We start from the raw sequence: 25,582 nt of genomic DNA, 5'->3' as shown, positions 1-25,582 counted from the left end.
AAAAAGCTTTACCTCAATATGGGTTGAGGTTTTAACCTCTTATTGGAAATCAAACAAGGGGAACGCTATGTACTTAGAGCACGTTAACCTGGTCGTTGCGAATATGGATGCCATGCTGGACTTTTACCGCGCCGCTTTCCCACACTGGCAGATACGCGATGAGGGCCAAGGCGAGTGGTACGGCAAGCCGCGCAAATGGGTGCACTTCGGTGACGATAGACATTACCTAGCATTAAGCGACCATGGCGAAGGAGCGAATCGCGATTTGACGGGGCATAGCGTCGGCTTAGCGCATTTTGCCTATGTGACCGATAACCTGGATGCCGCTGTTGCCCGGTTAAATAACGCGGGTTTTGCCATTGCCAAACCCGGCGCGACAGAGCCGTTTCGCAAAAACGTTTATTTTGTCGACCCGGCAGGTTTTGAAGTCGAGTTTGTCGAGTACCTGAGTGACATCCCGGCGGAGCGCAATTTAAATCGTGATGCGTTGTAGGCAATTGCGCGAAGTGACGGTGACGCTTGAGCCCGTGAAGAAACTTTTGGCTCGGCATTGTTAAAGCCTAGAGCCGTAATACTTATTGAATTATCTAGATCGCTTTGGAGTTTTCGATGGCAAAAGATATTGGCTTTACCCACATTGCATTATCAGCGAGTAACTTGGATAGCAGCATTGCGTTTTATCGGCGCTACGCCAACATGTCAGTCATGCACGAGCGAATCGATGAGGAAGCCGGCAAACGCGTTGTCTGGTTGTCAGATAAAACGCGCCCATTTGTCCTCGTTCTCGTCCAAAATAGCCAGCCGGTTCCTATTTTAGGGCCTTTTGCTCATTTGGGTGTGGGGTGTGAAAGTCGACGCGCAGTGGATGACCTATGCGACCGTGCTAGGCATGAAGGTATTTTATCCAAAGAAGCGACTGATTCAGGCGATCCGGTTGGATATTGGGCATTTATCAATGACCCTGATGGTCATATTCTAGAGATATCCTATGGACAAGAAATTGGTTTAGCAGTGGAAGCCTCGGAAGCTTAATTACTAACCGCAGGGTATTTTGGGTGCTCGGCCCCTTATTCATGGCGCTGGGCACTGTTTTCTTCGCTATTTCTGCATCTCGCAAAAATGCTACATCGTCGAGCTAGAACCATCGTTGTGTAGAATAAATGCCTGAATAGAATATACGTTTGTGAGTGCTGCCAGCCTAAATATGGGGCGGGCCGGGCGGCGCCAAGCCCGCAAAGCAGTTTATCCATACCGAAAGTGGCAAAATGACCACCCGAATGCCTGTCAACCAAGGGTATAATGGCGCAGCCCAGCTGGGAATTTGCTGTACTTATTGGTTGAATTCAGGAAAGAAAAGGTAGTTGTTAATGATTAATACCAAAATATACAAGTCTGTCTATGAGTTGGCTGAAAAGCTAATGAGGGCGGCTGATAAAGATGATAGAGAAGCATTTGAGTCACTCTATGCAGAGTTGAAGGCTATATGCACCGAGAACGAAAACACCGATAAAGACCACCCTGAACAGTGGGAAACGCTGGCTGACTTTACAGAAGAGTTAGACGATGCGCTGTGTGTCTATGACAAAGCGCTAGAGAAAGCGGTCGCTATTAACTCGAAAGACCACATGTCATCCATCGGTTTTTCAATGGCGACATTGCAAGTTGAGCTAGGTCAAAAAGATGCGGCTATCAAGAATCTTCAAGCGGCAAAACTGAATGCGAATAAGATTGAAGATAATGATTTGAAAGAAGAAATAGATAAATTGCTGGCAACGCTAACGGCTGCCTAAGCGTTACGTTGTCATCGGTAGATTGCTGATGTTAAGCACCGTCTTTTACGGTAAAGGACTGGGCTGATTTCCCTAAGACTAGGAGCTGTAATTTTGACCAATAATGATATTTTGCGCCGTATACGGTACGCCTTTGATTTTAAAGATAGCACTATGATTAAAATCTTCGCCTTGGCAGATTTTGAGGCCAGCGAAGAGCAAGTGTCTTCTTGGTTGAAAAAGGAAGAGGATGAGGCCTTTCTCAATATGAGAGCCAAAGAGTTAGCCGCATTTCTCAATGGTTTTATTAGCTTCAAACGTGGTAAGCGTGATGGTCCGCAACCCAAGCTAGAAGATCATTTGAATAATAATATGGTGTTTCAGAAGCTGAGAATTGCGTTGAATTTACAAGCAGATGATATCGCTGCTATTTTTGAGCTGGCAGATTTCAGTTTAAGTAATCACGAGCTGAGCGCATTTTTCCGCAAGCCCAGCCATAAGAATTATCGAGAGTGCAAGGATCAGGTGCTGCGCAATTTTTTACTCGGCATTCAGCGTCAGCAGCGGCCTAATCAGAGTGATATCGAGGCCTGAGTTTATATAAGCCAGTACACAAAGAGGCAAGGCCACGTGTGCCTGCCTCTTTGTCATTTAAGTTTGAACGTTACACTTTGACGCAGACGAAAATCGCATTTCCTGAGTTTTCGTCCCAAGGAGTAATGGTCTCGTAGTTATGTTCAAAGACGTGAACGTCAAAGTATGGCTTCAACAGCGCTAATAATGTTGCAAAGTTGAACGCCACCATCGGATGCTCATCGTTCCATTGCTGAGACGTTGCACTGCTGGTTTTTTCAATGCTGAGCCGAAGCGATTGCTTATCTCCTTGGCCTGCGTAGTGCCACCCAGAACGAAACGTGAACACATCGCCTTCATGGTGGGCAGTGTGCTTAACATATAAATCGTTATTAATTTTGTCTTTATCAACCGCATTAAAATAAAAAGCGCCGCCCGTTTTTAAGGCACGGTGGGCGTGAGCAATACACGCTGTGAGCTTTTCAATCCCATCGTTGTAATGAATTGAATATAAAAAACACGTCATTAAGTCCTGAGATTCATCAACCGTGAAGTCGCTCATATCCTGCAGTGTGAAATCTGCTTCTGGGCAGCGCTTGGCGGCGATATCCAGCATGGGTTGATTGATATCAAGGCCGCTGCTGGTGTAGCCCGCATCAATAAAATGGCGTACATGTGGGCCGGTACCACAGGCTAAATCCAGGTGGCGCGTACCGCCGTTGCCGAAAATCTGATGAAGCCTACGAATGGCGTCGCTTTGTGCTTGGTAGTCGATATCCATGCACATCAAGTCGTAGTAGCCAGAAAGGTCGGTATAGAGCGCGTTGACAGACATGGTCGCCTAGTGGTGGTCGATGGGGTGGGTGGCGCATAGTAAACGAGCGCGTGGAGTTTGAGAAGGAAGTACCGCTTCATGCCAGCGATGGCTCATTCTGAGATGATAATATGCACCGATTGAAGCGTAATATTTCGTGTCTCTAGAGGATCAGCGATGAACATTAAAGACCTACCTTTTGGGATTACTGACTGGGCTGAGATTGAGAAGACCGAGCATTCAGGTGAGCAAGGAGTGGCTTACTGGCGCACTCAGCACTTTGGCGATATGCGGGTTCGTATGGTCGAGTATAGCCCCGGCTATTTGGCCGACCACTGGTGTGTAAAGGGCCACATATTGCTTTGCTTGGAAGGCGAGCTCCACACCGAATTAAAAGATGGCCGCCAGTTCGTACTCAGCCCTGGTATGAGCTATCAGGTCGCTGATAATGCGGAGCCTCATCGCTCCTCTACCCAGCAGGGCGCCAAGCTATTCATTGTAGATTAAGCTATTTATCGCGCTGTTATTCACACGAACCCTAAAGAAATCCTGCCGTTTACCGATAGTTACTTAAGACCCATGTTTGTCTGATCACCGCTAATTACCTATCGAGCTATCTATGCCTAAAACACTAATCGCCATTATTGCGACCTTGCTTTTCTGTTTGCCCACTCAGGCTTATTCACAGATAGAGGCAGCGGAGGCCGCAGCGTTGGCATGGCTAGAGGCGATTGACAGAGGCGAATATGAACAAGCCTGGGAAGCGTCTTCTACGCTGCTTCAGGTGCCGCTTTCGCCGAACATGTTAGCGCGCACTATTAACGCCGCCCGGCGTGATTTTGGTGCGATGCAGTCGCGCAGGCGTGTGCGAGTGATCAGTGAGACCTCGATGCCTGGCGCACCGCTAGGCGATCTAAAGGTATTCACTTTCCAAACGCGTTTTGAAAATCATCCACAAATCACGGAAACGATTACGCCGCACCTGGATGGCGATGCCTGGAAGGTCAGCGGTTATTATGTGAATTAAGAACGTATGTGAATTAAGAACGGCTAACGCAGCAGCCCTTTAACGTTCAGCACTAGATGATCAATCCCGCTAAAAGCTGCATGCCTAGCCCTAATGCCAGCACGATGAGACCGACCACCAGGCTTGTTATCAGCGCATGGCGCTTCCAAAGCGCCAGTACCCGGTGGCCAAAACGATGAACCAACCAAGCAAGGCCAAAATAACGTAGGCCCCGAGCAATTAACGCCGCCAGTACGAAGAGCAGAATGGGGTAGCCTGAAAGCCCCGCGGTGATCATCGCTACCTGAAAGGGAATGGGTAGAATGCCGATAGCTAAGATGGCGACAAAGCCGTATTGGTCGAAAAAGGTCTGGAATGCCTGATAGCTTTGTTCCATCCCCATAAATTCAATAAACCAAGTGCCCAGCGACTGAAATAACAGCATGCCAACGCTATAGCCAACAATAGCGGCAATGAGGCACCCTGCCGTAGTCACCGCGGCCAGCAGCCAGATCCGCTGCTTATTGGCCGCCATCAGGGGAATCAGCACCAGCTCAATAGGAATGGGCAGAATGATGGTTTCCAGAAAGGAAAGGGTAGCGAGTAACCACAGCATATTTTTCGAGCCATTGATGCGCTCAAACCACTGTTTCGTTCTATTGGATTTGTTAGCCATGAGAGTTGCTACATCTCGGGATTAATTTTGCGATAAATAGCCGCTAATATGCTGTATAAGCCAAACGCAAATAGCCCAACAGCAACAATCGCCAGCAGCCATTGTCCGTATGCTTGACTGCGCAGCGTGCTAAATACTTCAGCCGTTCCGCCTGCCTGGCTGGGATTAATATGATAAGCAGCAAGTAGAAAGAGGCTTCCTAAAATGGCAAATACAATCCCACGAGTCACTAAACCGAAACGACAGATAGGGTAGGCCCAGCGCTGTGTTTTTATCGGCATATCGAAATGCTTGTGAAACTTGGCTTTATAGCCTTTGATCGCGTGAGCAACGCCTGCACCAATCAATACAAGACCAACGGCTCCTACCAGCCAGCGGCCAAAGGGTTGCTGCATCAGCCAGCCCGCCATGCCCTGCGAGCCACCCTCGGAACCTCCAGAAGAGCCGCCAAATTGGAAGATAAGGGTGGCGGCAAAAAACGCCAGCAAAATGTGCGTAACGGCACTCACCATTAGGCCTGAGCGGATAGCTAGTCCTTTGACGTCGTTGCCATGGTGGTCAGCGTCTTTAACCGCTTGAATGGTTCGCCACATCGCGTAGCCGACCAAACCCACTGCAATAATGCCTAGCAGCACTTTTCCGAAGGGGGCGGTTAATACACGCTCTAATGCACCGCGGCTGCCTTCTGTTTGGCCGCCTTGACCAAACGCTGCTAGGGCAGCAAGCCCGCCCACTAATACGTACACGATCCCCCTAGCAGCGTAGCCCATACGCGCGAAAAGGGTAATCGCATCACGGTGATCTGGGTTGTTCATACTGTTGGCCATGGTGTCCTCCTGACAAATAATGGCGTTGCTAATCCCTCTGCAATTTAGCCTCTGTAGAGCTCAATGGCGGCCCATACTGTGCTTGTGCTGTGCTATTGTCCAGCAGAGTCCATATGACACGCCACATCGCTTTTTTTGCCAATAATGCGAGCAGAACATGAGTACACTTTCGTCATCGATACTTACACCCAATACGATGTTCTCCAGTACTGACTCGTCACCTAGATTCTGGCGCGATGCTCGCATGCCTTATGTGGAACTACGTCATATTAGTGATGCGCGGCAAATTTGCTATGCCCCTCACAGCCATTCGCATTGGTCGCTCGGGGCCGTTACCGCAGGGCGTAGCACGTTTTGCTATCGTGACGCATCTTACCGGATTCAAGCGGGCGACATGGTTATGATGAACCCCCACTGGGTGCACGCCTGTAATCCTATTGAGAGCCAGCCATGGGCCTATTTGATGCTCTATATCGACGCCGAATGGTTGAGCCAGCTGCGTTATCAACTAGGTTTACTCGACGCGCCTGAATGGCAAGACATATCGACGGCCGTGGTGACTCAGCCAAATCTCTATACAGAGTATTGCGATATGGCAGCATGCTTACTGGATGATCAGCAAGCTATTGGCGATAAGCAAATGGTGCTGAGGGAGTGCCTATCTCTGATGATGCAGGCGCTTGCCCAAGATCCCCCTGTGATATTGCCCCAAGTGTCTTGTGAACTGGAAAAAATTGCTGCCTACTTGCGCGTAAATTGCGCCACTGATATTTCGCTTGAACGCTTATGCCAGCAGTCTGGCTACAGCGCTGGGCACCTGATTCGCACTTTTAAACAACATTTTGGCTTGACCCCACATGCCTATTTGATAAATCAGCGTATTCAGATGGGGCAACAGGCGCTTAAGCAAGGGCAGCCTATCGTTGAGGCCGCACTTAATGCAGGATTTAACGATCAGCCACACTTTCAAAGAACGTTTAAGCGGTTAGTTGCGGCTACGCCGAACCAGTATCGCCATTCATCAAGCAAGTAGCAGAAGTTAGTTAAACAATAGAAATAGCGCGCTTGCAGCTAAGCAGCCCGCCAATATGCGGTTAGTTGTTAGCAGAATGAACGGACGGTGAATGTAGCGTTTGAGAAAGGCACCGGCATATACCCAGCTGGCAAGCGATAGCCAGCAAATAGGTAGGTAGAGGGCAGCGAAGAGCCATAGTTGGTAAGGCTCGCTACCGCTGGTATAAGCGGCAATGCCTGCGGCAGATGCTAGCCATGCTTTGGGATTGAGCCACTGCATCACGGCGCCCGCAATAAAGCCCGGAGCATTATCGGCGCTTCTTTCCTGCAAGCGGCCATCGTGCTGTAACAGTTGATAGCTGAGATAAAGTAAAAACAGCAAGCCTGCCCAACGTAAAAATGCTTCCAGCAGTGGCAGCACATTCAAAAGTGAATAAAGCCCTGCACCGATACATAAAAAGAGTGCAATAAACCCCAGCGTAGCGCCTGTCACAAAATTCAGCCCTTGAGCGATGGGGTAGTGCGTGCCGCTGCTCAGGCAAACGATATTCACCGGCCCTGGTGAAATAGAAGCAGCAAGTGCAAAGGCCGACATGGGTAGCATTATAGGTAGCAGTAGTGACGTGCTCATTGTCATCCTCCTTAAGGAAAGCAAGGAGTTTGCAATGGCAGCCACGACTTCGTATTGAACAAAATTGAGGTGGCTTCTTAAACGGTGTTAGTGCCCAAACACCGACCAGCCGGTACGTTGCACAAACATCTCCAAGGCTTGGCTACCTAGCAGACTATTACCGAAGGAATCTAACCCCGGCGACCAAACCGCAATAGAGCCGTGGCCGGGTGCGATGGCAAGAATACCGCCGCCCACGCCGCTTTTACCGGGAAGCCCAACACGAAAAGCGAATTCGCCAGAGGCATCGTAGTGCCCGCACATCATCATCAGCGAGTTGATACGCCGAGCCCGCTGGGGAGCCACCACGCGAATGCCGCTGGGCTTATTGATGCCATCCGATGCCAAAAATAGGCCAGCATGAGCGAGCTGTTGACAGCTCATGGCAATAGCACACTGGTGAAAGTAAGTCCCCAGCACCTTATCAACATCGTGGCGCAGGTGGCCAAACGCTTTCATAAAGTGTGCCAGTGATGCGTTGCGATCTCGGTGCGCCATCTCGGAAGCAGCCACTGCATGGTCAAAACATATGCTGTCGTCATCGGCAATATAGCGCACGAAATTGAGAATCTCGGCCAATGTTTCTTTGGGTTCATGGCCCATCATGATGGCATCGACAACCGCGATCGCACCGGCATTGATAAACGGATTACGCGGTTTGCCGCTTTCGTGCTCAAGCTGAACAATGGAGTTGAATGGGTCGCCTGACGGTTCGCGGCCGACTTTTTTCCATAGCGCATCACCCATCTGCCCAAGGGCAATGGTCAGCGTAAATACTTTCGAGATACTCTGAATGGAGAACGGCGTGGTTGCACAACCTGCCGAGTACACGTTTCCGTCTACGGTGGCGAGTGAGATGGCAAACTTCTTCGGGTCAATGTGGCCAAGCTCGGGAATATAGTCTGCCACTTTGCCACGCTCTTCTGCGTTCGCCATGGCTTTCGCAATATCATTGATCAAGTCTTGCATGGGCGTATCGTGTACCGTCATTTGAGGCGGGGCCACACCCTAGCGGAAAAGTGTGAGGATGTCTTTAGCTTCACTATAACGCTAATGACAGCTTCATCCGAGTGTAGGTACTGAGCAAGATTCGGGTCGGCAAACGCAGGTAACTCGCTTAGGCTGCCAGCAGGGCAGCACAACGAATAAACTGACCGCTAGAGAGACACAGATGAACGATTATGAGCGTATCGAAAAAGCCATGGCTTACATGGTGGCCCATGCGGCGGCGCAGCCTCATTTAGAGACGGTGGCTGATCACGTTCATTTAAGTGCCTTTCACTTTCAGCGCCTATTTAGTCATTACGTGGGGGTTAGTCCCAAGCGCTTTTTGCAGGCGCTGACGTTAGAACGCGGCAAGCAGCTGATTCAATCCTCATCTTCGCTACTGGATGTCGCCCATAGCCTGGGTTTAAGCGGCGGCTCACGGCTTTATGATCATTTCGTGCAGCTAGAAGCGGCGACTCCCGGTGAATATAAGCGCCTAGGTGAGGGCGTTGAGATTGCTTATGGCGTTCATGAAACGCCGTTTGGCCGCATCTTTGTTGCCGTGACTCCCCGCGGTATCTGCCGAATGGGGTTTGTTGATGCCACCAGCGCAGAATCGCTCTTGGCACGGCTTGCCAAGGAGTGGCCGCTTAGTACGTTGCAGCACAATACTGACGTCACGCGCTTCGCCGTAGAGGCGTTATTTGCTAAACCTAGATTTTCTAAACCTAAACCTTCTAAACCCCAAGAGGGAGCGGCCGCGTTGTTGCTGCACGTGACCGGTACCAATTTCCAAATGGCGGTATGGCGAGCGCTGTTGACCATTCCTGAAGGCCAGTTAGCCAGCTATTCCCACCTAGCCCAGGCGTTGGGCGCGCCTAAATCCTCCCGTGCGGTGGGTAACGCCGTGGGCGCTAATCCCATCGCGCTGTGGATTCCCTGCCACCGAGTGATTCAACAAAGCGGCGCACTAGGCGGCTACCGCTGGGGGGCGGAGAAAAAGCAGATGGTGCAAGCCTGGGAGCTAGCAATGAACGATACAGCGCTTGCTCCCATGGCCACGTCTTAATCAATGAGCCCGTTGGCATCATAAAATGGGAAAGGGCCTGGGTAGCTCGCTATAAATCCTTGGTGAGTAATCATGCCATGCGGCGCTGACCACTGGTGCAGTAGGTAGCCGGGGGGCTCAAGCTGAAAGCGAGATGGGCCGCCTGAAGTTAGGTCAAGGCTAACTTGGTGGGAAACACCGGGGCAGCTAATGGCTAAGGTATTTCCAAAGCGAGCCTGTATGCTCCGATGAAGGTGTCCGCAAAGCACGCGTTCTACTTGTGCATGTTTGCTAATGACGTTCTCTAACGCGCTCGCGTGCTTAAGCGGCTGTTGGTCCATGTGGTCGATGCCACTGACAAACGGATGGTGATGCAGCATGACCAGGGTAGGTTTTTCGGGCTGATCTGTTAGAACGCCATCAAGCCACTCTAAGCTGACATTGCTTAACTCCCCGTACGGTTTTCCGGGTACCGATGAGTCTAGCCCCACGAGGCGTACCGGGTAATCGTCAATAACCCAATGAAGAAAGTCGCGGTGCTGAAACAGATAGCGATGTTCTGGGAAGGCTGCGCGCAAGCTTTGGCGATCATCGTGGTTGCCGGGAATCAAATACACCGGCAGCGTTAAGTCAGACAGAATGTGCTTAAACGTGGCGTACTCTTCAGGGTGGCCAAAATCGACCAAGTCACCGCTGATCAGTACCAAGTCGGGCCGAGGCACTAACTGGTTGAGCGTAGTAATCGCCTCGCGCAGTGCATTGGCAGTGTCTACCTGACGATAAGAGAGCTTACCGCCTGCCTTGATATGTGGATCACTAATTTGCGCGATAAGACATTGCTTAGAAGAGGGGCATTGCTCAACACTAAAAACTTGATCAGCCATTCGCCATTTCCTTGGTGTTAATCGTCGTAGTCGGCTTATCGGGATGAAATAGCACGTTGCAATGCAAAGCTAGGCCGATCGCTGTGCCGTTAGGCCAACGCTGGCGCGAAGGTGCCTCTATTTGAAGCGGCACTGTTCCCCCGGTATCCACGAGCAGGCGCTGTGTCTGGCCTAAAAAAACGCTTTGTACCACCTGCCCCTTAATGTCGGCTTGATTAAGCGGTACCACCTGAATATCTTCTGGTCGGCAGTAAATCTCTATAGCCCCCAGTAAATGAGGCGCGGACAGCTCACCACCATGTACCGCTAATCGGCCATCCGGTTTTGTTGCAATGACGCTTAAACAGTTAACCGCGCCGATAAAATCGGCCACAAAAGCATTGGCCGGCTGGTGATAGATTTCTTGTGGCGTGCCCAGCTGGGCGATGCGTCCTGCTTGCATCACCGCAATACGATCACCTAACGCCATCGCTTCATCTTGATCGTGGGTAACGTATACCGCCGTTGTACCTAGCTCACGCAGTAGTTGACCAATTTCAATGCGTAAGCGGTCACGTAGTTTTGCATCCAATGCGGCCAAAGGTTCATCAAATAGCAGCACCTTGGGACGCACCGCAATGGCGCGGGCGAGTGCGACACGCTGTTTCTGGCCGCCGGATAACGCATCGATTCTTCGTTCTCCAAAACCTTGCAAGTCGACCATCCGCATAGCTTCATCGCGCCGTTGGGCGATCTCGAAACGGGGCATGCGCTGTAATTTTAGGCCGTAAGCAATGTTGTCGGCAACGCTCATATTGGGAAATAATGCATAGTTTTGAAAGACCATCCCGACGTCGCGCTTTTCAATTGGCAAAGCAGTGACATCACGCTGGTCAAACTGTACTTGTCCGCCTTTATCTGGGCTTTCAAGGCCACTAATTATGCGCAGCGTGGTTGTTTTTCCGCAGCCAGAAGGCCCTAGCAGCACCAGCGTTTCACCCGCATTCACCTTTAGATCAAGTGGCTGTAAGGCCATGTGGCCGCCAGCGAACGTGCGGCTACAGTGGGTTAGGGTAATACTGACAGATGAACTCATAGCGAACTCTCATATAAAGCAATCAGGTGTCTTTGAATGTGGAGCTGAATCTCATAGGTCTTAACGGCGTGAGGCTTAACGGCGTTGCTCGGTTAATCGCCCAGCCCATTGGATAGCCACCAGCAATGGCACCACCATCACCAAAAATATCAGCGTGTAGGCTGAGCCGATTTCCAGGCGCATAGACGCGTAGCTATCGGCTAAGCCAACCGGCAGCGTTTTAGTCAGCGGAGTGTGGAGCATCCAGGTAATGTTGAACTCGCCAATGGACAGCGTGATCACCATTAGCGCGCCTGCCAAAATGCCGCTCATACAGTTAGGGATGACCACTGAGAAAAAGCGTTGCCTGAAGCTTGCTCCTAAACTTGCGGCCGCCTCTTCAAGCTGGGGAAGCTTTGCCGTCTGCATCACGGAAAGTACTGCGCGCACCATAAAAGGCAGTGTGAAAAGGACATGGCCAATCAGAATAAATAGCCAGCTGCCTCTAAATTCACGATAGCTACCATAGGCGAGCAGCAGCGCTAGTGCAGTCGCCAATCCGGGTACGGCAACGGGAAGTAGGAGCAATTCTTCAATCGCATTGGCCCAGCGGCGCCGGCTACGTAGCAGGCCATAAGCAGCGGGTACGCCAATAAGGGTAGTGATCAGCAAACAGGCGAGCGCCAGTCTAATAGACAGCCAAATCGTATCTGAATAAAGCTCCCAAACTTCATTTACCCAGCGCAGGGTCAAGCCGCTCTGTAAGCCAACAAAATAATTCTCGGTCAGCCCTGCCAGCACCGACATCGCTACAGGCACAATCATGAATAAACATACGATCAGCGTGAAGCTCAGCTGCAGTGTGAAACGTAGGCGCGATTTCATGCGGAAGCTCCTAGATTTCCGCCTGCTAATCGGCGGGCGATGCTTAACGCTATCCAGGTGATAGCGCCCAGCACCACGGAAAGGGCGGCCGCCATCGCAAAGTTGGCGTAGTTGGTGAATTCGCCGTAAATATTGAGGGGCAAAATGTTAAGCCGCGTCCCCAGCGTAAAGGCGGTTCCGAAGGCGCCCATACTGGTAGCAAAGCAGATCGCGCCGGTTGAGAGCAGCGCTGGCGCAATGCCTGGCACAATCACATCTTTCGTTACCTGCCAGGTATTGGCTCCTAACGAGCGGGCAGCCTCTTCTAGGCTTTTATCCAAGTTGTCACAAGCAGCCATCACCGTGGTTATGACTCGAGGAATGGAGAAGTAGAGATAGCCAATGAATAGCCCAGCTAATGAGTAGGCGAACATCCAACGTTCGCCGAAAAGCCATAGGCTTGACTGTGCCAGCGCGCCCTGGCGCCCCCCTAGCATGATGACTAAAAAGCCGACCACGACGCCTGGAAAAGCAAGAGGGAAGGTCAAAATAGCGACCAGCACGGCCTTACCCCAAAAATGCTGACGGGCTAGAAAAAAGCCCACAAAGCCAGCAATAGCGACCGCCGTTAGTGAGACAACGAGTGAGATACCAACGGTTGTCACTATGCTGATTAAGTACTGACGATGGGTGAGAATAGTGAGATAAGCGCTTACGCCGCTACTTCGGTCTGCTTCGGCGCCCATCAATATCAAGCGTGAAAAAGGCAGTAGCCAAAAAGCGCAGAACACAATGAGCGCAGGCATTAAGGCGAGTACGGCCACGAGGCTTTTATGCCGCACGGGTACTGTTAACACCATCCATCGAGTTGAAAAAGAAGCAGCCCCCAAGGGCTGCTTGGATGCTGCTTTCATGATTAACGAACCTCCGACAAATACCGCTCAGAGAAGCTGCGCTGAGCAGCCGCCATCGCAGAGTAGTCAACGGTTGCGGCGCGGGCGTAGTCGCTATCAGGCAGAAAAACCTCACGTGCTTTTGCTGAGATAGCGCTCTCACGCACCGGGCGTAGATACGCATCGGCCCAGACAGCCTGTCCCTGGTCAGAAAGCACGAAATCAAGCACTTGCTGACCGTTGTCGGGGTTAGGGCCATCCTTCACTAGGCTCATAACATAAGGCACAACCACGCTGCCTTCTTGGGGAATGACAAACTCTACGTTGGCGCCGTCATTGTGGCGAGCGCGATAAGCGTTGAAGTCATAATCAAGCAGAATGGGGATCTCACCGGAAAGCACGCGTGCATAGCTAGTTTGCTTGGGCACAATGGGGGCGTTATCGGCCAGCTCATTGAAGTAGTTGATGGCGGGTGTGAAATCATCAAGGTCGCCACCCATCGCTAAGTTGACCGCCACAGCGCCCACGTAGCCTACAAAGGCGCTTGCGGGATCAAGATAGCCCACCATGCCACGGTATTCGGGTTTAAGCAGATCTTCCCAAGAGGTGGGTACCGGCGCGCCATCGAGCGCATCAACGTTGATCATAAAACCGAGGGTGCCGGAATGAATGGCGAACCAGTTGCCCTCGGGGTCTTTAAGCCCTTCAGGGATCTCTTCCCAGTATTCTGGCTGGTAGGGCGTGACCACGTCCTCCGCCATGGCTTGGATACCAAAGGTGACGCCATAGTAGACAACATCGGCCACTGGACTACCTGCTTCGGCGACCAGCTGGGCTAAAGACTGGCCGGAGTTTTTATTGTCTTGCGGTACGTGAATGCCGGTTTCCTGCTCGATCAGGCGTAGCTGTGTGCCCCAGTCTGCCCATTCAGGTGGGCAGTTGTAGCAAATCGCGTTATCGCCGGGTTGAGCCAGCACTCCTGCTGATGCACCGATAGCCGCCGTGGTCAGTAATGCTTGATAGATACGCTTCATATGCCTGCGCTTAAGGTTCATAACGTGCTCCTCTGAGTAGTGCCTGCGTTGGACTTGCGTGATGCCGGTATTCCGGTACTTTCGCCCTTACGCAATGCGTGGGGCAGGGGAGCCGTCGTGCAGCTTTCTCCCCGAATCATGGCTAATAAGGCGTGAACCGCCGCGCGTCCTATATCGGCACGCGGTTGTTCGATAGTGCATAGCGATGGATAGAGGTACTGACCTAAAGCGATGCCATCAAACCCCATCACCGAAAGGTCGCCGGGCACGGCAAAGCCTGCGCGTTGCAGCTCTCCGATTAGGCTGATAGCAAGCAGATCATTGGTACAAATAACAGCGCTAAAGGATTGAAAACCTTGTAGCGCTGGCTTGAGACTGGCGAGGTCGGCTTGGGTATGACGAGCCATTTCGACAAGCTGATGAGGCAAGAAACCGGCACTCTTCATTGCTTGGCAATAACCTTCGTAACGCTGTTGAGCACGATCTGATTGCAGCAATGGGCCGGCGACCATGCCGATGCGCTCATGCCCCAGGGCGATTAAGTGGCGAGTAGCATCAGCACCAGCGGCAAGGTTATCGACGCCAATGGAGGCAAAGCCGCTAGTCCCAGGTGGGTTGTAGACCAGCAGGCAAGGGATGCTTTCCATACGCAGCTTATCCAGTATGTCACTGTTACTAGCATCGGCGACGGTAAGCACTAAGCCGTCCACGCGCTGGCGCAGCATCTCTTCAACAATGTTGCCTTCACGGCTGGGCGAGTACTCGCTGGTAGTAACGATTAAGGAGTAGCCTGAGTCGCGGGCCGCCACTTCCATGGCTTGCAACTGCTCAGCAAAAACGGGGTTGTCGAGGCTGGGCACCATCACGCCAATCATTTGTGTGGCTTGTGAGCGCAGCTGCTGCGCGACTTTGTTGGGCCTGAATGCCAGTTCTTGGGCTGCATTGAATACTTTTTCGCGGGTTGCGGGGCGCACTAAGTCGGGGCTTGAAAAGGCCCGCGCAGCGGTAGCGCGAGAAACCCCCGCTCGCTTTGCCACACTGAGTAAATCTGCCATGCCAACACCTTTCGTTCGCGTAATGAGATCGATCTCATTTGTTGGATGTCAGCCTAACGAGCGCATGTGACGAACTGATGGCGGTAAAAAGTATTTTTGGGGTTATTCATGTGACAGCGTGGCTTTAATGCACTGATAACGCGGTCTGTTTTATGTGGCTACATTGCGAAGCGGTGCACCTCCCGCTAAAGTCTCGCGTTAGTTCACCTGGGCAAGGCTTTCTTATGGCCACACTAATGATTCAAGGTACGACCTCTGATGCCGGTAAAAGCACGGTGGTGGCTGCGCTATGTCGCGCTCTGGCGCGGCGTGGTATATCGGTCGCGCCGTTTAAGCCTCAGAACATGGCACTTAACAGTGCCGTGACGGAAGATGGTGGTGAGATAGGTCGCTCTACAGCCCTACAGGCGCAGGCATGCTATTTGGCGCCGCACAGCGATATGAACCCTGTGTTGCTAAAGCCTGAAACAGACCGCGGCGCCCAGGTGATTTTGCGCGGCAAGGTGCATGGCCATATGGATGCATTGGATTACCACGCCTATAAGCGCACCGCGAAAGAGAGCGTGATGGCCGCTTGGCAGGCGCTGGAAAGCCGCTTTGATGTGATTATTGCCGAGGGCGCAGGTAGCCCGGCGGAAATCAATTTACGCGAAGGCGATATTGCCAATATGGGCTTTGCCGAAGCGGCTAATTGTCCCGTGCTGCTGGTGGGTGATATTGACCGTGGCGGCGTATTTGCTCAGTTAGTCGGCACGCTGGCGCTGCTTAGTGAGAGTGAGCAGGCGCGCACCAAAGGCTTTATTGTTAATCGCTTCCGTGGCGATATTACATTATTAAATCCCGGCCTTGAGTGGCTGGAAAAACGCACACAAAAGCCGGTATTGGGAACACTCCCTTATCTTCAGGGGCTAGTGCTGGACTCCGAAGACAGCATTGGTGTCGTCCAGGCAGAAAAGCGCAGCGCTGTGATCAATATTATTGTTCCCGCGCTTCCACGCATCAGCAATCATACCGACTTTGATCCGCTGCGCTTACACCCCCAGGTTTCGTTGAGTTTTATTGGGCCTGGCCAGCCAATTCCCGCTGCCGATGCGATCATTTTGCCCGGCAGTAAAAGCACTGCCAGCGATCTTGCGTGGTTAAAACGTCAAGGCTGGGATAAGGCGCTTCAGCGGCATCTGCGTTACGGTGGGACGGTGTTGGGTATTTGCGGTGGCTTTCAAATGTTGGGCGAATGGGTGGACGATCCTGACGGCTTGGAAGGAAGGCCTGGAAAAATGGCCGGGCTAGGGCTGCTGCCCCTCACAACGCAAATGGTCGCAGGCAAGCAGCTGCGTAATGTGAGTGGCGTATTGGCAGATCAACCTGCCCCAGTCCCGATCCCAGTAGAGGGATATGAAATTCATAACGGCGTCAGCCAAGGCGTAGCGCTTAACTCGCCGCTTTTTCATATACAGGGGAAGCCTGAAGGGGCCGTTAGTGACGATGGCCAAATAATGGGCACTTACCTGCATGGGTTATTTGACCACTCCGATGCTTGCCAAGCTTTATTAACAAAACTGGGCCTTATCCAGGCTGAGCAAAGCGATTATCAAGCTCACCGGGAGCGTGAGCTTGATCGCTTGGCCGATATGCTAGAGGCGAGTATTGATATAGAGCAAGTTATTGCGCTGATTGATGCTGGCGTCGATAAAAGCTGTTAGCTGGGCTCTTTAACCCAGTGCTCTAGCAGTAAATCAATAAATAACTGTGCCGTGCTGGATAGACTGTGTGAATTACTTCGCACAAGACCAATAGAGCGCTGAATGCGTGGCTCGGGCAGATCTCTAGAACAGAGCGTGTCGTGATCAGGGCCTGGCATGGTCATGCGCGGCAAAATAGCCACTCCCAGCCCTGACTCGACAAGCCCTAACGACGTGGATAAGTGTTGGACTTCGTAAAAACTATTGAGATGAATGCCCTCTGCTGACAGAGCGTTATCTAGCAGCGTTCGATTCCCACTATCACGGCTAACTGTGATAAGCCGCACTTCTTCCAAGTCGCTCCACTCAACCTGCTGTTTACTAGCAAGCGGATGGTCGGAGCGAAGTGCCAGTACAAAGGGGTCTCGGAGTAGTGGTGTAAAGCGTACTTCGGAGCTTTGCGCACTGATCATATTGATTCCAAAGTCTGCTTCGCCGTTAATCACTTTCTCCAAGCCTTCGTTGGCACTGACATCCAAGATACGAATGCGAATGCCAGGCCAAGCTTCGCTGAACACTCGAATGACACTAGGCAAAAAGTAGAATGCCGCCGTGGGTAAGCAGGCTATCGTCACCGTGCCCTTTTGGTGGGTGACCAGTTCACGAATCCCCAATATGGAGGACTCGTACTCTTCTATCATACGTCTGGCTCGGGGCAAGAAATCGGCTCCGATAGGACTTAGACGAGTGCGTCGTGTTGTTCTTTCAAGCAGCTCAACTTCAAGGAGTTCTTCTAATTTTTGAATGCGCCTGGTAAGGGCTGGTTGAGACAAATGCAAGCGCTGAGCCGCCTCATGAAAAGTGCCCAATTCAGCGACCAGGATGAAGGCTTGTAGATCAAGAAATTCGAGTCTATGCAGCATAGGATTGTTGCGCAAAAAAGGTGGCTTAATAACTAAAACACATTAATGCATAAATCGGATTTATAGCAATCTATATTTGCATTTGAGACATTAAAGATTGACTGACACTCTTCGTCCATACAGTCATTGCTAACTATGGCGGAGCAAAATGAACAGTATTCCTTGTGTGGTAATGCGTGGAGGGACCTCTAGAGGCCCTTTTTTACGCATGAAAGATCTGCCCAGCGACCAAGAACAGCAGACTGAAATACTGCTTAGTTTAATGGGGTCTGGCCATGCACTACAAATTGATGGCATTGGTGGTGGAGACCCACTCACCAGCAAAGTGGCTATTGTAGAACGCTCATCGCACCCTGATGCCGATGTTGATTACTTATTCGCTCAAGTTGATGTGGTGAATAAGCGCGTCGACTTTAACCCTAACTGCGGAAACATGCTCTCTGCCGTCGGGCCGTACGCAATAGAGACGGGGCTGGTAGAGCCGCAAGACGATATCACCGTAGTAAGGGTGCATAATTTAAATACCCAGCGGCTGATCGAGTGCCATGTACCTACGCCGGGGAAGCAGGTGCAGTACGAAGGCAGTGTCACCATTAGCGGCGTTCCAGGTAGTGCTGCAGGGATTCAACTCAGCTTTTTAGACATCATGGGAAGTAAAACAGGCCAACTATTACCCACGGGAAAAGCATGTGATGAGATTGATGGTGTCGAGGTGAGCTGCATCGATGCGGCCACCCCGATTATGTTACTGCGGGCTGAGTCGGTTGGACTAACTGGCTATGAGTCGCCTGCTGAATTAGATAAGAATGAGGCCTTGCTAAAACGCTTAGAAACTCTGCGCCGTGAAGCGGGGCTGAGAATGGGAATGGGTGATGTTAGCCAAAGCGTTCTGCCAAAGGTCGTGCTGATTTCCGCGGCTGAAGCGGAATTGAACACGCTTAATGTTCGCTACTTTATGCCTCATCGCTGCCATAAAGCCATTGCCGTAACGGGGGCGATGGCCGTTGTAGCTGCGATTAATGTACCTGGTTCGGTTGCCAATCACATGGCCAGTAGCACACAGAAGCTTTCCGCTGGACAGCTTTTATCTCAGGTTGTCTTAGAACATCCTTCAGGCTCTATTGAGCTGACGGCTGAGTACCGCCAAGAGAATGCGTTTGATTTGGCGCGTGTATCGCTTATCCGAACGGCTCGTAAAATTATGAGTGGGCAAATTTTCTACGCACTCCCTCCAAAGAAAGTGGACAACCATGCTGTTGAGGCTGTCGATTAAGCCACTTTAAAAAATCACTAAATGACAATAATTAATAACAGGAGTATCGCCATGACCACTTTGAATAAAAAACCACTTAACGCTCTGAGGTTGCCTGCATTGCGCACTACTTACAAAAAAGCGCTACTTGTCGTTGCTTGTTCAACGCTGGGTGCTATCAGCGTGAATGTTCAGGCTAACGATGTGAACGTGCCCGATACCATTCATTGGACCATTCCGTTTGGTGTAGGCGGTGGAACCGACGTCTGGGCACGCTTCTTTACTACTTGGATGAGCGACAATATTCAAGGTAACCCTACGCTGGTGATCGATAACGTGCCTGGTGGCGGCTCTATTAATGGCGCTAACTTGTTCTCCATGCGGGCTGACTCGGATGGCAGTCAGTGGATAGGTACCTCAGCTTCTACTCAGTATCCGGCCATGCTGAAAGATCGGCGTGTACGTTATAGTTACGACGATTGGACACCGATTTTAGCGACGCCGACAGGAGGGGTGGTATATGCACAGCCTAGCCTAGGAAGCACCGCAGAGGAGGTGCTGAATGCGATGACCAGCCAGCAAGTTACATTTGCTGTGCAAAGCCATACAGGGCTAGAGCTGCCAGTATTGATTGCGCTTGATCTGCTCGGAGTTGATGTGAAGGCGGTCTCGGGTATGAGTAGCCGCGGGGAAGGCCGGTTGGCCTTCGAACGAGGAGAGGCGGATATCGACTTCCAAACTACCTCTGCTTATTTCACCAGTGTGGAAGGGTTGGTGGAGACTGACCGAGCGGTTCCGCTCTTTTCCTTGGGTGTGCTCAGCGACAGTGGTGAGATTGTTCGTGATCCTGCCTTCCCTGATTTGCCGACGTTTAATGAGGTTTACGAAACACTTCATGGCGAAGCGCCCAGCGGCCTAGCAGCTGAAGCGTATCGCAAGTTCTTTGCATCCGGGTTCACGCTGCAAAAGCTAATACTGCTGCCCAGTGACGCACCAGAGGAATTGATTCAGGAGTATCGCGATGCGGCACGTCGTTTTGTGGATACAGAAGCGTTTAAAGACGCAGCAATGGCTCAGCTTGGCCCCTACACGCCGGTTGTCGGTGAAGTCGTCGAGCAACATCTGAAGGATGCCATGTCGCTTGATGATGCTACGCGGGAGTGGCTATCCGAGTGGCTGTTAGAGCAGCACGGTGCTCGTATTTAACAAGAGATTAACACCAACAAAGCACTGCTTAAGTGGTGCTTTTGGGCATCCTTACACTAAACAACATAAGAGCCATGACAATGTCTGACGTCTTATTCTCTAGTTTGGGGCAGTTGTTTACTGTTCCGCATATGATGTACATGGTTATTGGTGTTCTCATTGGGCTTGTTGTGGGCATCATTCCTGGGCTTGGCGGCATTGCTGGCATGTCACTACTGTTACCGTTCCTCTATGGTATGGAGCCTTCGGTTGCTCTAGGTATGCTGATGGGGTTAGTGGCAGTGATACCCACAGGCGATACTTTCTCCTCCGTGCTACTGGGCATTCCTGGCTCAAGTGCTTCACAAGCGACCGTGCTGGACGGCTTTGCGCTGGCTAAAAAAGGACAGGCTGCAAGAGCGCTTTCCAGTGCATTTTTGTCTTCAATGATTGGCGGTCTCATCGGTGCGGTTGTTCTCACTGCCTTTATTCTCATCGCGCGACCGATTGTGCTGTCTTTCTCTTCGTCTGAGCTATTTATGTTGACGTTGCTAGGGCTATCGATGGTGGCGATTCTTTCTGGCAAGGATGTCTTTAAAGGCATTGCTGCCTGTGGCCTAGGGCTATTAGTGGGGACGATCGGTATGGCTCCTGCCACTGGTGAGTTCAGGCTGCCGTTCGAATTTGACTATCTTTATGATGGGTTGCCGCTGGTAGTGGTGGGTTTAGGTATTTTCGCATTACCTGAGATCATTGACTTATTGGGCAAGCGCGGCGCGATTGCGGAGGAGCCCTGTCAATTAGGCCAGGGCTGGAAAGAGGGAATGAAGGATGTTGTTAGACGCCCTGGACTAGTGGCCCGCTGCGCAGGCATCGGCAGCTTAATTGGAACGATTCCTGGCTTGGCGGGTTCGGTGGTGGATTGGCTTACTTATGGGCATGCAGTCCAGACGGCTAAGGATAAATCGCAGTTTGGTAAAGGAGATATTCGTGGCGTCATTGCGCCAGAGTCTGCTAACAATGCGTGCGCCTGCGGGGCGATGGTGCCCACTCTGCTTTTTGGTATTCCCGGCTCAGGCACCGCAGCGGTTTTTCTAGGCGGTTTATTGCTCCTTGGTCTTCAGCCAGGGGTCAGCATGCTAGAGACGAATCTTGACCTGACTTACACCATTATCTGGTCATTAGCGCTTGCTAATATTTTAGGTGCCGCTCTCTGCTTGGGGTTGGCCCGTCCGGTTTCCAGCTTAACGCGGGTGCCGTTCGTGATTTTAGCGCCACTAATTACTGTTTTAATACTCTTTGCGGCCTATCAAGCGACGCGCTCGCTGGGTGATTTTTTTGCACTCGGCATTGTCGGAGCGTTTGGCGTGCTATTTAAACAGGCGAACTGGTCTCGCCCCGCCTTTTTGATTGGCTTTGTGCTCGCGCCCGGAGCTGAAACATACTTTTATCAAGCCGCCCAGTTTCAAGGTGCTGCAGCCTTTACGAGGCCTGGTGTGCTGATCATTGGCGCAATGATTGCGGCATCACTATTACTTCCTCCTTTGCGCAGCTATCTGCAAAAGCGCCGTCAAGCCAATGATTCTATGGCCCATTTGACTGCTCAGGAAGAGGTGGATTCGCTGTCGCTGGGCGCGCTTGATATAGCACTGCTAGGTAGCCTGTTAGTAGGTGCCGGCTACATATGGCTGAGCTTTGCTGATCTTTCTATGTTAGGCGGCATCATGCCCAGGCTGGCGATTGCCATTATCGTGGTCGCGTGCCTGCTGGAAATTATCAGAACGATCATCAAACCGATAAAGTGGCAGGTTCAAACATTCCTCCCGCAGCTAGCTTGGGTGGCCGGCTTCTTCGCCTTGATTGTATGCGTGATGGTGTTCGGTTTAATGCTGACCGCCCCTGTATTTTGCCTAGGTTTCCTACTGCTGGTGGCCCGCGTGAAAGCTATGACTGCAGTAGTAATGGCGGCAGGCGTCACTATTTTCCTAGTGGGAATGGCGAACCTGCTGACGCTTACATATCCTTCAGGTATGTTAACCGGGTTCTAAAGCAGATTTACGCTGGGGACGTAAGACAAAAAGCCATTAAGTTGGCTTTTTGTCTTTAAAAAAATTAATGATTAGCGCGCTGCGCCATCACGGTGATCTCAACACTGCACCCGCCACAGATGTTTGCCGATTCAGTGCAGGTGCGGGCAGGATAGCGGTCGGGTTCGAAGTGCTCGGCATACACACCCTCTAGTTCTTGAAGCGTGTGCAGGTCAGTAAGGTGGATATCTACGCGCACTACATCAGCAAAACTGCCGCCTTCCATTTCAAGCATGCGAGAGATGGCCCGCATCACTAGGCGAGTTTCTTCTTTTACGTCGCCCCGCGCCGCGTGGCCATTAGATAAATCTGCGACGGTTAGCCCTGAAATGAACACATAGTGGTCGTCGATTACCATGTGGCTACCGGGAAAGCTCGGTGTGGGCAGTGTCGGATCGTTGGTATAGGTCGGCATGCTAATTCCTTCTAAGTTGCTGATCGCACATACATCCTCTACGACAGGGCAATAGTGCTAGTGTTCAATATCAGTCATCATGAATAGAACAAGGGTAGGCATTATGCACTGTCAAAATAGCGGTGATTACTCTAGGCTTGCGGCTTTTATGTCGGCAATGGGGGATAAATGAAGGTCATACACGTCAATGAAGAGGCCCAGCGCGATGCCTGTTTAGCGCGGCTATGCGCTGAAGTTTACGGCCAAGAAGCTGGTTTAACGCCGCTCGTCGTGTTTGCCGGCACTCGCACCGTTTTGTTTGCTCAACAGGCCGCACGCTTATTTGCTGCCGTTGATGCAAAAGGAAAACCGCAGGCGCTGGCGCTGCTGGTATTAGATAAAGAGGGTGAGGGGATGACGATTACCCACGCCTGCACGCTGGACCAGTTAGATGCCAAGCAGCGCTTGATTAGTGAACTTAGCTTAAAAGCGCCGCTGCGTGTTGAGGTAGATACTGGCGAACAAGAAGCGTTTTACCGCGAGAGTGGTATCAAGCGCTGGTTCGGCGGAGTGGATGGCAAACGTATTGGCTTGGGGGCGCGTCACCCGGCGCAAAATGTTCGCGAGCTGGCACCCACTTTAGGGTTAGACGAAGCGCTTATTTTGCGTCGTTTTAAACATGATCCCAAGGCTTTCGAGGCAGCGAAACAGGCGTTCTTGAGCGGCTTGAATGACTTTCCCGCGGCGCTTTAATGACGACTCGTCACGTTGGGCAGATTTACTTCTTCGCCAGTTCGCGCATGGCCGTTTCCAAGCCTTCCATGGTCATCGGGTACATTCGGTCGTTGATAAGCTCGCGAATAAGCTGAGTGGAGTAAGTGCTTTCCCAGGCGCGTGGCGGCATTGGATTGAGCCACGCCAAGCGTGGAAAGGTGGCGTATAAACGTTGAAGCCAAACGCCGCCCGGTTCGTCGTTAAAATGCTCAACGCTGCCGCCGCGATGAGTGATCTCATAAGGTGACATGGCAGCGTCACCCACGACGACGACCTGATAGTCAGCGCCGTAAGTGTGCAGCACGTCCATCGTCGGAATTCGCTCATTGTTGCGGCGAGACGAGTGCTGGGAGTTACGCCGCCACACTCCTTCGTACAAGCAGTTATGGAAGTAGTAGTACTCCAGGTGCTTGAACTCGGAGCGCGCCGCTGAAAACAGTTCTTCGCAAACGCGAATGTGGTCGTCCATTGAACCGCCAACGTCTAAAAACAGCAGCACTTTTACCGTGTTGTGGCGCTCTGGGCGCATCTGGACGTTAAGTAGCCCGGCATCGCGCGCGGTGGCGCGTATAGTGTTGTCAACGTCGAACTCTTCAAGCGCGCCTTGGCGGGCAAACTTGCGCAGACGGCGTAGTGCCATCTTGATATTACGTGTGCCGAGTTCAAGGGGGTCATCGTAGTCACGAAAGCGGCGCTCATCCCATACTTTAATGGCGCGGCGATGGCGCGAGCCTTCCTGGCCAATCCGGATACCTTCCGGATTATAGCCATAGGCACCAAACGGGCTGGTGCCACCAGTGCCTATCCACTTATTCCCCCCAGCATGACGCTCTTTTTGCTCCTCCAGGCGCTTTTTGAACGTTTCAATAAGCGCTTCAAGGCCGCCTAGAGATTCGATGTTGGCTTTCTCTTCGTCGGTTAATTGCTTCTCAAATTCGCGCCTTAGCCAATCATCAGGAATCAATGCCTCAATGGCGGCATCCATATCTTCCAGGCCTTTAAACCACGCGCCGAATGCGCGATCAAAGCGGTCAAAGTGGCGCTCGTCTTTAACCATAACGGTGCGCGCTACTTGATAGAACGCGTTGATATCAGCAAATACAACGCCGCGTTCTACTACCGTGTTAAGGTCCAGCAGCTCACGTAGCGACACTGGAACGCCCGCACGTTTGAGGGTTTCAAAGAGACCAATAAACATGGCTTAGCGGCCCGCGCCTTTTTGGCGACGCATCATAAAGGCTAAGCGCTCAAGCAGATGGGTGTCCTGTTCATTTTTAACCAGCGCACCGGCCATCGGTGGCAGTGCTTTGGCCGGATCGCGGTTATACAGCGCTTCCTGAGCAAGCTCATCCGCCATGAGCAGTTTTAGCCAATCCACCAGTTCCGAGGTTGACGGTTTTTTCTTCAAACCAGGGGCGTTGCGCAAATCGAAGAATACCTCTAACGCCTCGCTGAACATTCGGGGAGCGATATCTGGAAAGTGAACATCGACAATCGCCTGCATGGTCTCTCGGTCGGGGAATTCAATGTAATGGAAAAAGCAGCGGCGTAGAAAAGCATCGGGCAGCTCTTTTTCATTATTTGACGTAATGATGATAATTGGGCGCTTCTCGGCGCGGATAGTTTCACCGGTTTCATAAACGTGAAACTCCATACGATCCAGCTCTTGAAGTAAATCGTTGGGGAACTCAATATCCGCTTTGTCGATTTCGTCGATCAGCAGCACAACGCGCTCATTCGCCGTGAAGGCATCCCAAAGCTTGCCGGGCTTGATGTAGTTAGCCACATTTTCTACGCCTTTGACGCCCAGCTGGGAATCTCTCAAGCGGCTAACCGCATCGTACTCGTAAAGCCCTTGGGCGGCTTTGGTGCTGGACTTAATGTGCCAAGTGATCAGCTTGGTGCCGAGCGACTCGGCCAGCTCTTCGGCCAGCAGAGTTTTACCAGTACCTGGCTCGCCTTTGATTAAAAGCGGGCGTTCCAACACAACGGCAGCATTTACCGCCTGCTTAAGCGCGTCGGTTGCGATATAGGAAGAAGTGGATTCAAACGCCATGGGAAGGGCCTCGGCTTATCGAAAACGTGTTGGGAAATATTCAAACAAGTGTACGTGAGGG

Annotated in this window: 28 protein-coding genes and 1 pseudogene; 13 read left to right on the top strand and 16 right to left on the bottom strand. The window is 51.7% G+C overall.

Going from position 1 to position 25,582, the window contains the following annotated elements:
- The first annotated feature begins 67 nt into the window (after positions 1 to 67).
- The 4 genes from KUO20_RS09285 (at position 68) to KUO20_RS09270 (ending at position 2,363) form a co-directional block, all read left to right on the top strand.
- Positions 68 to 493, top strand: coding sequence for a VOC family protein (locus tag KUO20_RS09285; protein ID WP_235039600.1), 426 nt, complete (start codon positions 68 to 70; stop codon positions 491 to 493).
- Between the two features lie 116 nt (positions 494 to 609).
- A complete protein-coding gene (locus KUO20_RS09280; RefSeq protein WP_235039599.1) occupies positions 610 to 1,032 on the top strand; it encodes a VOC family protein in 423 nt (140 codons plus the stop codon).
- Positions 1,033 to 1,367: 335 nt separating this feature from the next.
- Positions 1,368 to 1,790: a tetratricopeptide repeat protein gene (locus KUO20_RS09275; protein ID WP_235039598.1), complete on the top strand. Its 423-nt coding sequence runs from the start codon at positions 1,368 to 1,370 to the stop codon at positions 1,788 to 1,790.
- A 93-nt stretch (positions 1,791 to 1,883) separates the two neighbouring features.
- Positions 1,884 to 2,363 carry a YehS family protein gene (locus tag KUO20_RS09270; protein WP_235039597.1) on the top strand — a complete coding sequence of 160 codons (480 nt, stop codon included), beginning with the start codon at positions 1,884 to 1,886 and terminating at the stop codon, positions 2,361 to 2,363.
- A 70-nt stretch (positions 2,364 to 2,433) separates the two neighbouring features.
- On the opposite strand, the gene KUO20_RS09265 is transcribed toward KUO20_RS09270, so the two are convergent.
- Entirely contained in the window at positions 2,434 to 3,177 is a 744-nt protein-coding gene (locus KUO20_RS09265) for a class I SAM-dependent DNA methyltransferase (protein ID WP_235039596.1), read from the bottom strand.
- 156 nt (positions 3,178 to 3,333) lie between these two features.
- Between KUO20_RS09265 and KUO20_RS09260 the strand changes: the two genes are divergently transcribed.
- Together KUO20_RS09260 and KUO20_RS09255 are read left to right on the top strand one after the other, a co-directional pair.
- The gene (locus KUO20_RS09260) at positions 3,334 to 3,663 is read left to right on the top strand and encodes a DHCW motif cupin fold protein (protein WP_235039595.1); all 330 of its coding nucleotides are present in this window, start codon (positions 3,334 to 3,336) and stop codon (positions 3,661 to 3,663) included.
- A 112-nt stretch (positions 3,664 to 3,775) separates the two neighbouring features.
- On the top strand, positions 3,776 to 4,183 hold the full coding sequence (locus tag KUO20_RS09255) for a DUF4019 domain-containing protein (protein ID WP_235039594.1): 408 nt from the start codon (positions 3,776 to 3,778) through the stop codon (positions 4,181 to 4,183).
- 52 nt (positions 4,184 to 4,235) lie between these two features.
- Here the strand turns inward: KUO20_RS09255 and KUO20_RS09250 are convergent, their stop codons facing one another.
- Both KUO20_RS09250 and KUO20_RS09245 read right to left on the bottom strand, forming a co-directional pair.
- The gene (locus KUO20_RS09250) at positions 4,236 to 4,838 is read right to left on the bottom strand and encodes a YqaA family protein (protein ID WP_235039593.1); all 603 of its coding nucleotides are present in this window, start codon (positions 4,836 to 4,838) and stop codon (positions 4,236 to 4,238) included.
- Between the two features lie 8 nt (positions 4,839 to 4,846).
- Positions 4,847 to 5,665, bottom strand: a complete 819-nt coding sequence (locus KUO20_RS09245) for a DUF1206 domain-containing protein (RefSeq protein ID WP_235039592.1) — start codon at positions 5,663 to 5,665, stop codon at positions 4,847 to 4,849.
- A 157-nt stretch (positions 5,666 to 5,822) separates the two neighbouring features.
- On the opposite strand from KUO20_RS09245, the gene KUO20_RS09240 reads away from it, so the two are divergent.
- Complete coding sequence (locus KUO20_RS09240) at positions 5,823 to 6,698, top strand: AraC family transcriptional regulator (protein WP_235039591.1); 876 nt, start codon at positions 5,823 to 5,825, stop codon at positions 6,696 to 6,698.
- A gap of 6 nt (positions 6,699 to 6,704) precedes the next feature.
- Here the strand turns inward: KUO20_RS09240 and KUO20_RS09235 are convergent, their stop codons facing one another.
- Together KUO20_RS09235 and KUO20_RS09230 are read right to left on the bottom strand one after the other, a co-directional pair.
- Entirely contained in the window at positions 6,705 to 7,310 is a 606-nt protein-coding gene (locus tag KUO20_RS09235; protein ID WP_235039590.1) for a LysE family translocator, read from the bottom strand.
- A gap of 87 nt (positions 7,311 to 7,397) precedes the next feature.
- Positions 7,398 to 8,318, bottom strand: coding sequence for a glutaminase (locus KUO20_RS09230; RefSeq protein ID WP_235039589.1), 921 nt, complete (start codon positions 8,316 to 8,318; stop codon positions 7,398 to 7,400).
- Between the two features lie 202 nt (positions 8,319 to 8,520).
- On the opposite strand from KUO20_RS09230, the gene KUO20_RS09225 reads away from it, so the two are divergent.
- Complete coding sequence (locus tag KUO20_RS09225) at positions 8,521 to 9,405, top strand: bifunctional transcriptional activator/DNA repair enzyme AdaA (protein ID WP_235039588.1); 885 nt, start codon at positions 8,521 to 8,523, stop codon at positions 9,403 to 9,405.
- On the opposite strand, the gene KUO20_RS09220 is transcribed toward KUO20_RS09225, so the two are convergent.
- From KUO20_RS09220 to KUO20_RS09195, 6 genes are all read right to left on the bottom strand, one after another.
- Complete coding sequence (locus tag KUO20_RS09220; protein ID WP_235039587.1) at positions 9,402 to 10,268, bottom strand: phosphodiesterase; 867 nt, start codon at positions 10,266 to 10,268, stop codon at positions 9,402 to 9,404. The genes KUO20_RS09225 and KUO20_RS09220 overlap by 4 nt on opposite strands.
- The gene (locus tag KUO20_RS09215) at positions 10,261 to 11,343 is read right to left on the bottom strand and encodes an ABC transporter ATP-binding protein (RefSeq protein WP_235039586.1); all 1,083 of its coding nucleotides are present in this window, start codon (positions 11,341 to 11,343) and stop codon (positions 10,261 to 10,263) included. The genes KUO20_RS09220 and KUO20_RS09215 overlap by 8 nt, the downstream gene beginning before the upstream one ends.
- 75 nt (positions 11,344 to 11,418) lie before the next feature.
- Positions 11,419 to 12,207 (bottom strand): ABC transporter permease, encoded by a 789-nt coding sequence (locus KUO20_RS09210; protein ID WP_235039585.1) that lies wholly within the window; start codon positions 12,205 to 12,207, stop codon positions 11,419 to 11,421.
- Positions 12,204 to 13,100 carry an ABC transporter permease gene (locus KUO20_RS09205; protein WP_096279528.1) on the bottom strand — a complete coding sequence of 299 codons (897 nt, stop codon included), beginning with the start codon at positions 13,098 to 13,100 and terminating at the stop codon, positions 12,204 to 12,206. The genes KUO20_RS09210 and KUO20_RS09205 overlap by 4 nt, the downstream gene beginning before the upstream one ends.
- A gap of 2 nt (positions 13,101 to 13,102) precedes the next feature.
- On the bottom strand, positions 13,103 to 14,134 hold the full coding sequence (locus tag KUO20_RS09200) for an ABC transporter substrate-binding protein (protein WP_235039584.1): 1,032 nt from the start codon (positions 14,132 to 14,134) through the stop codon (positions 13,103 to 13,105).
- Positions 14,131 to 15,168 carry a LacI family DNA-binding transcriptional regulator gene (locus KUO20_RS09195; RefSeq protein WP_235039583.1) on the bottom strand — a complete coding sequence of 346 codons (1,038 nt, stop codon included), beginning with the start codon at positions 15,166 to 15,168 and terminating at the stop codon, positions 14,131 to 14,133. The genes KUO20_RS09200 and KUO20_RS09195 overlap by 4 nt, the downstream gene beginning before the upstream one ends.
- Positions 15,169 to 15,392: 224 nt before the next feature.
- On the opposite strand from KUO20_RS09195, the gene KUO20_RS09190 reads away from it, so the two are divergent.
- Positions 15,393 to 16,871, top strand: a complete 1,479-nt coding sequence (locus KUO20_RS09190) for a cobyric acid synthase (protein WP_235039582.1) — start codon at positions 15,393 to 15,395, stop codon at positions 16,869 to 16,871.
- Here the strand turns inward: KUO20_RS09190 and KUO20_RS09185 are convergent.
- Positions 16,868 to 17,551 (bottom strand): LysR substrate-binding domain-containing protein, encoded by a 684-nt coding sequence (locus KUO20_RS09185; protein ID WP_235042456.1) that lies wholly within the window; start codon positions 17,549 to 17,551, stop codon positions 16,868 to 16,870. The two genes, KUO20_RS09190 and KUO20_RS09185, sit on opposite strands and share 4 nt — an antisense overlap.
- Before the next feature lie 87 nt (positions 17,552 to 17,638).
- A pseudogene (locus KUO20_RS16855) lies at positions 17,639 to 17,773 on the bottom strand (helix-turn-helix domain-containing protein); the annotation flags it as partial.
- 148 nt (positions 17,774 to 17,921) lie between these two features.
- On the opposite strand from KUO20_RS16855, the gene KUO20_RS09175 reads away from it, so the two are divergent.
- The 3 genes from KUO20_RS09175 (at position 17,922) to KUO20_RS09165 (ending at position 22,258) form a co-directional block, all read left to right on the top strand.
- On the top strand, positions 17,922 to 19,046 hold the full coding sequence (locus KUO20_RS09175) for a 4-oxalomesaconate tautomerase (protein WP_235039581.1): 1,125 nt from the start codon (positions 17,922 to 17,924) through the stop codon (positions 19,044 to 19,046).
- Between the two features lie 51 nt (positions 19,047 to 19,097).
- Positions 19,098 to 20,231 (top strand): type 2 periplasmic-binding domain-containing protein, encoded by a 1,134-nt coding sequence (locus tag KUO20_RS09170; protein ID WP_235039580.1) that lies wholly within the window; start codon positions 19,098 to 19,100, stop codon positions 20,229 to 20,231.
- 80 nt (positions 20,232 to 20,311) lie between these two features.
- Positions 20,312 to 22,258: a tripartite tricarboxylate transporter permease gene (locus tag KUO20_RS09165; RefSeq protein WP_235039579.1), complete on the top strand. Its 1,947-nt coding sequence runs from the start codon at positions 20,312 to 20,314 to the stop codon at positions 22,256 to 22,258.
- 64 nt (positions 22,259 to 22,322) lie between these two features.
- Here KUO20_RS09165 and KUO20_RS09160 read toward each other — a convergent pair whose 3' ends face one another.
- Complete coding sequence (locus KUO20_RS09160) at positions 22,323 to 22,712, bottom strand: RidA family protein (protein WP_235039578.1); 390 nt, start codon at positions 22,710 to 22,712, stop codon at positions 22,323 to 22,325.
- A 168-nt stretch (positions 22,713 to 22,880) separates the two neighbouring features.
- On the opposite strand from KUO20_RS09160, the gene KUO20_RS09155 reads away from it, so the two are divergent.
- Complete coding sequence (locus tag KUO20_RS09155; RefSeq protein WP_235039577.1) at positions 22,881 to 23,444, top strand: hypothetical protein; 564 nt, start codon at positions 22,881 to 22,883, stop codon at positions 23,442 to 23,444.
- A 25-nt stretch (positions 23,445 to 23,469) separates the two neighbouring features.
- Here the strand turns inward: KUO20_RS09155 and KUO20_RS09150 are convergent, their stop codons facing one another.
- Together KUO20_RS09150 and KUO20_RS09145 are read right to left on the bottom strand one after the other, a co-directional pair.
- Positions 23,470 to 24,663: a vWA domain-containing protein gene (locus KUO20_RS09150; protein ID WP_235039576.1), complete on the bottom strand. Its 1,194-nt coding sequence runs from the start codon at positions 24,661 to 24,663 to the stop codon at positions 23,470 to 23,472.
- Positions 24,664 to 24,666: 3 nt separating this feature from the next.
- The gene (locus tag KUO20_RS09145) at positions 24,667 to 25,521 is read right to left on the bottom strand and encodes an AAA family ATPase (protein ID WP_235039575.1); all 855 of its coding nucleotides are present in this window, start codon (positions 25,519 to 25,521) and stop codon (positions 24,667 to 24,669) included.
- Between the last annotated feature and the right edge of the window lie 61 nt (positions 25,522 to 25,582).

The organism is Vreelandella profundi, assembly GCF_019722725.1.
GTDB classification, from domain to species: Bacteria; Pseudomonadota; Gammaproteobacteria; order Pseudomonadales; family Halomonadaceae; genus Vreelandella; species Vreelandella profundi.
The sequence above is the reverse complement of the archived record's forward strand: the minus strand, read 5'-3'. Positions and strand labels throughout refer to the sequence as shown.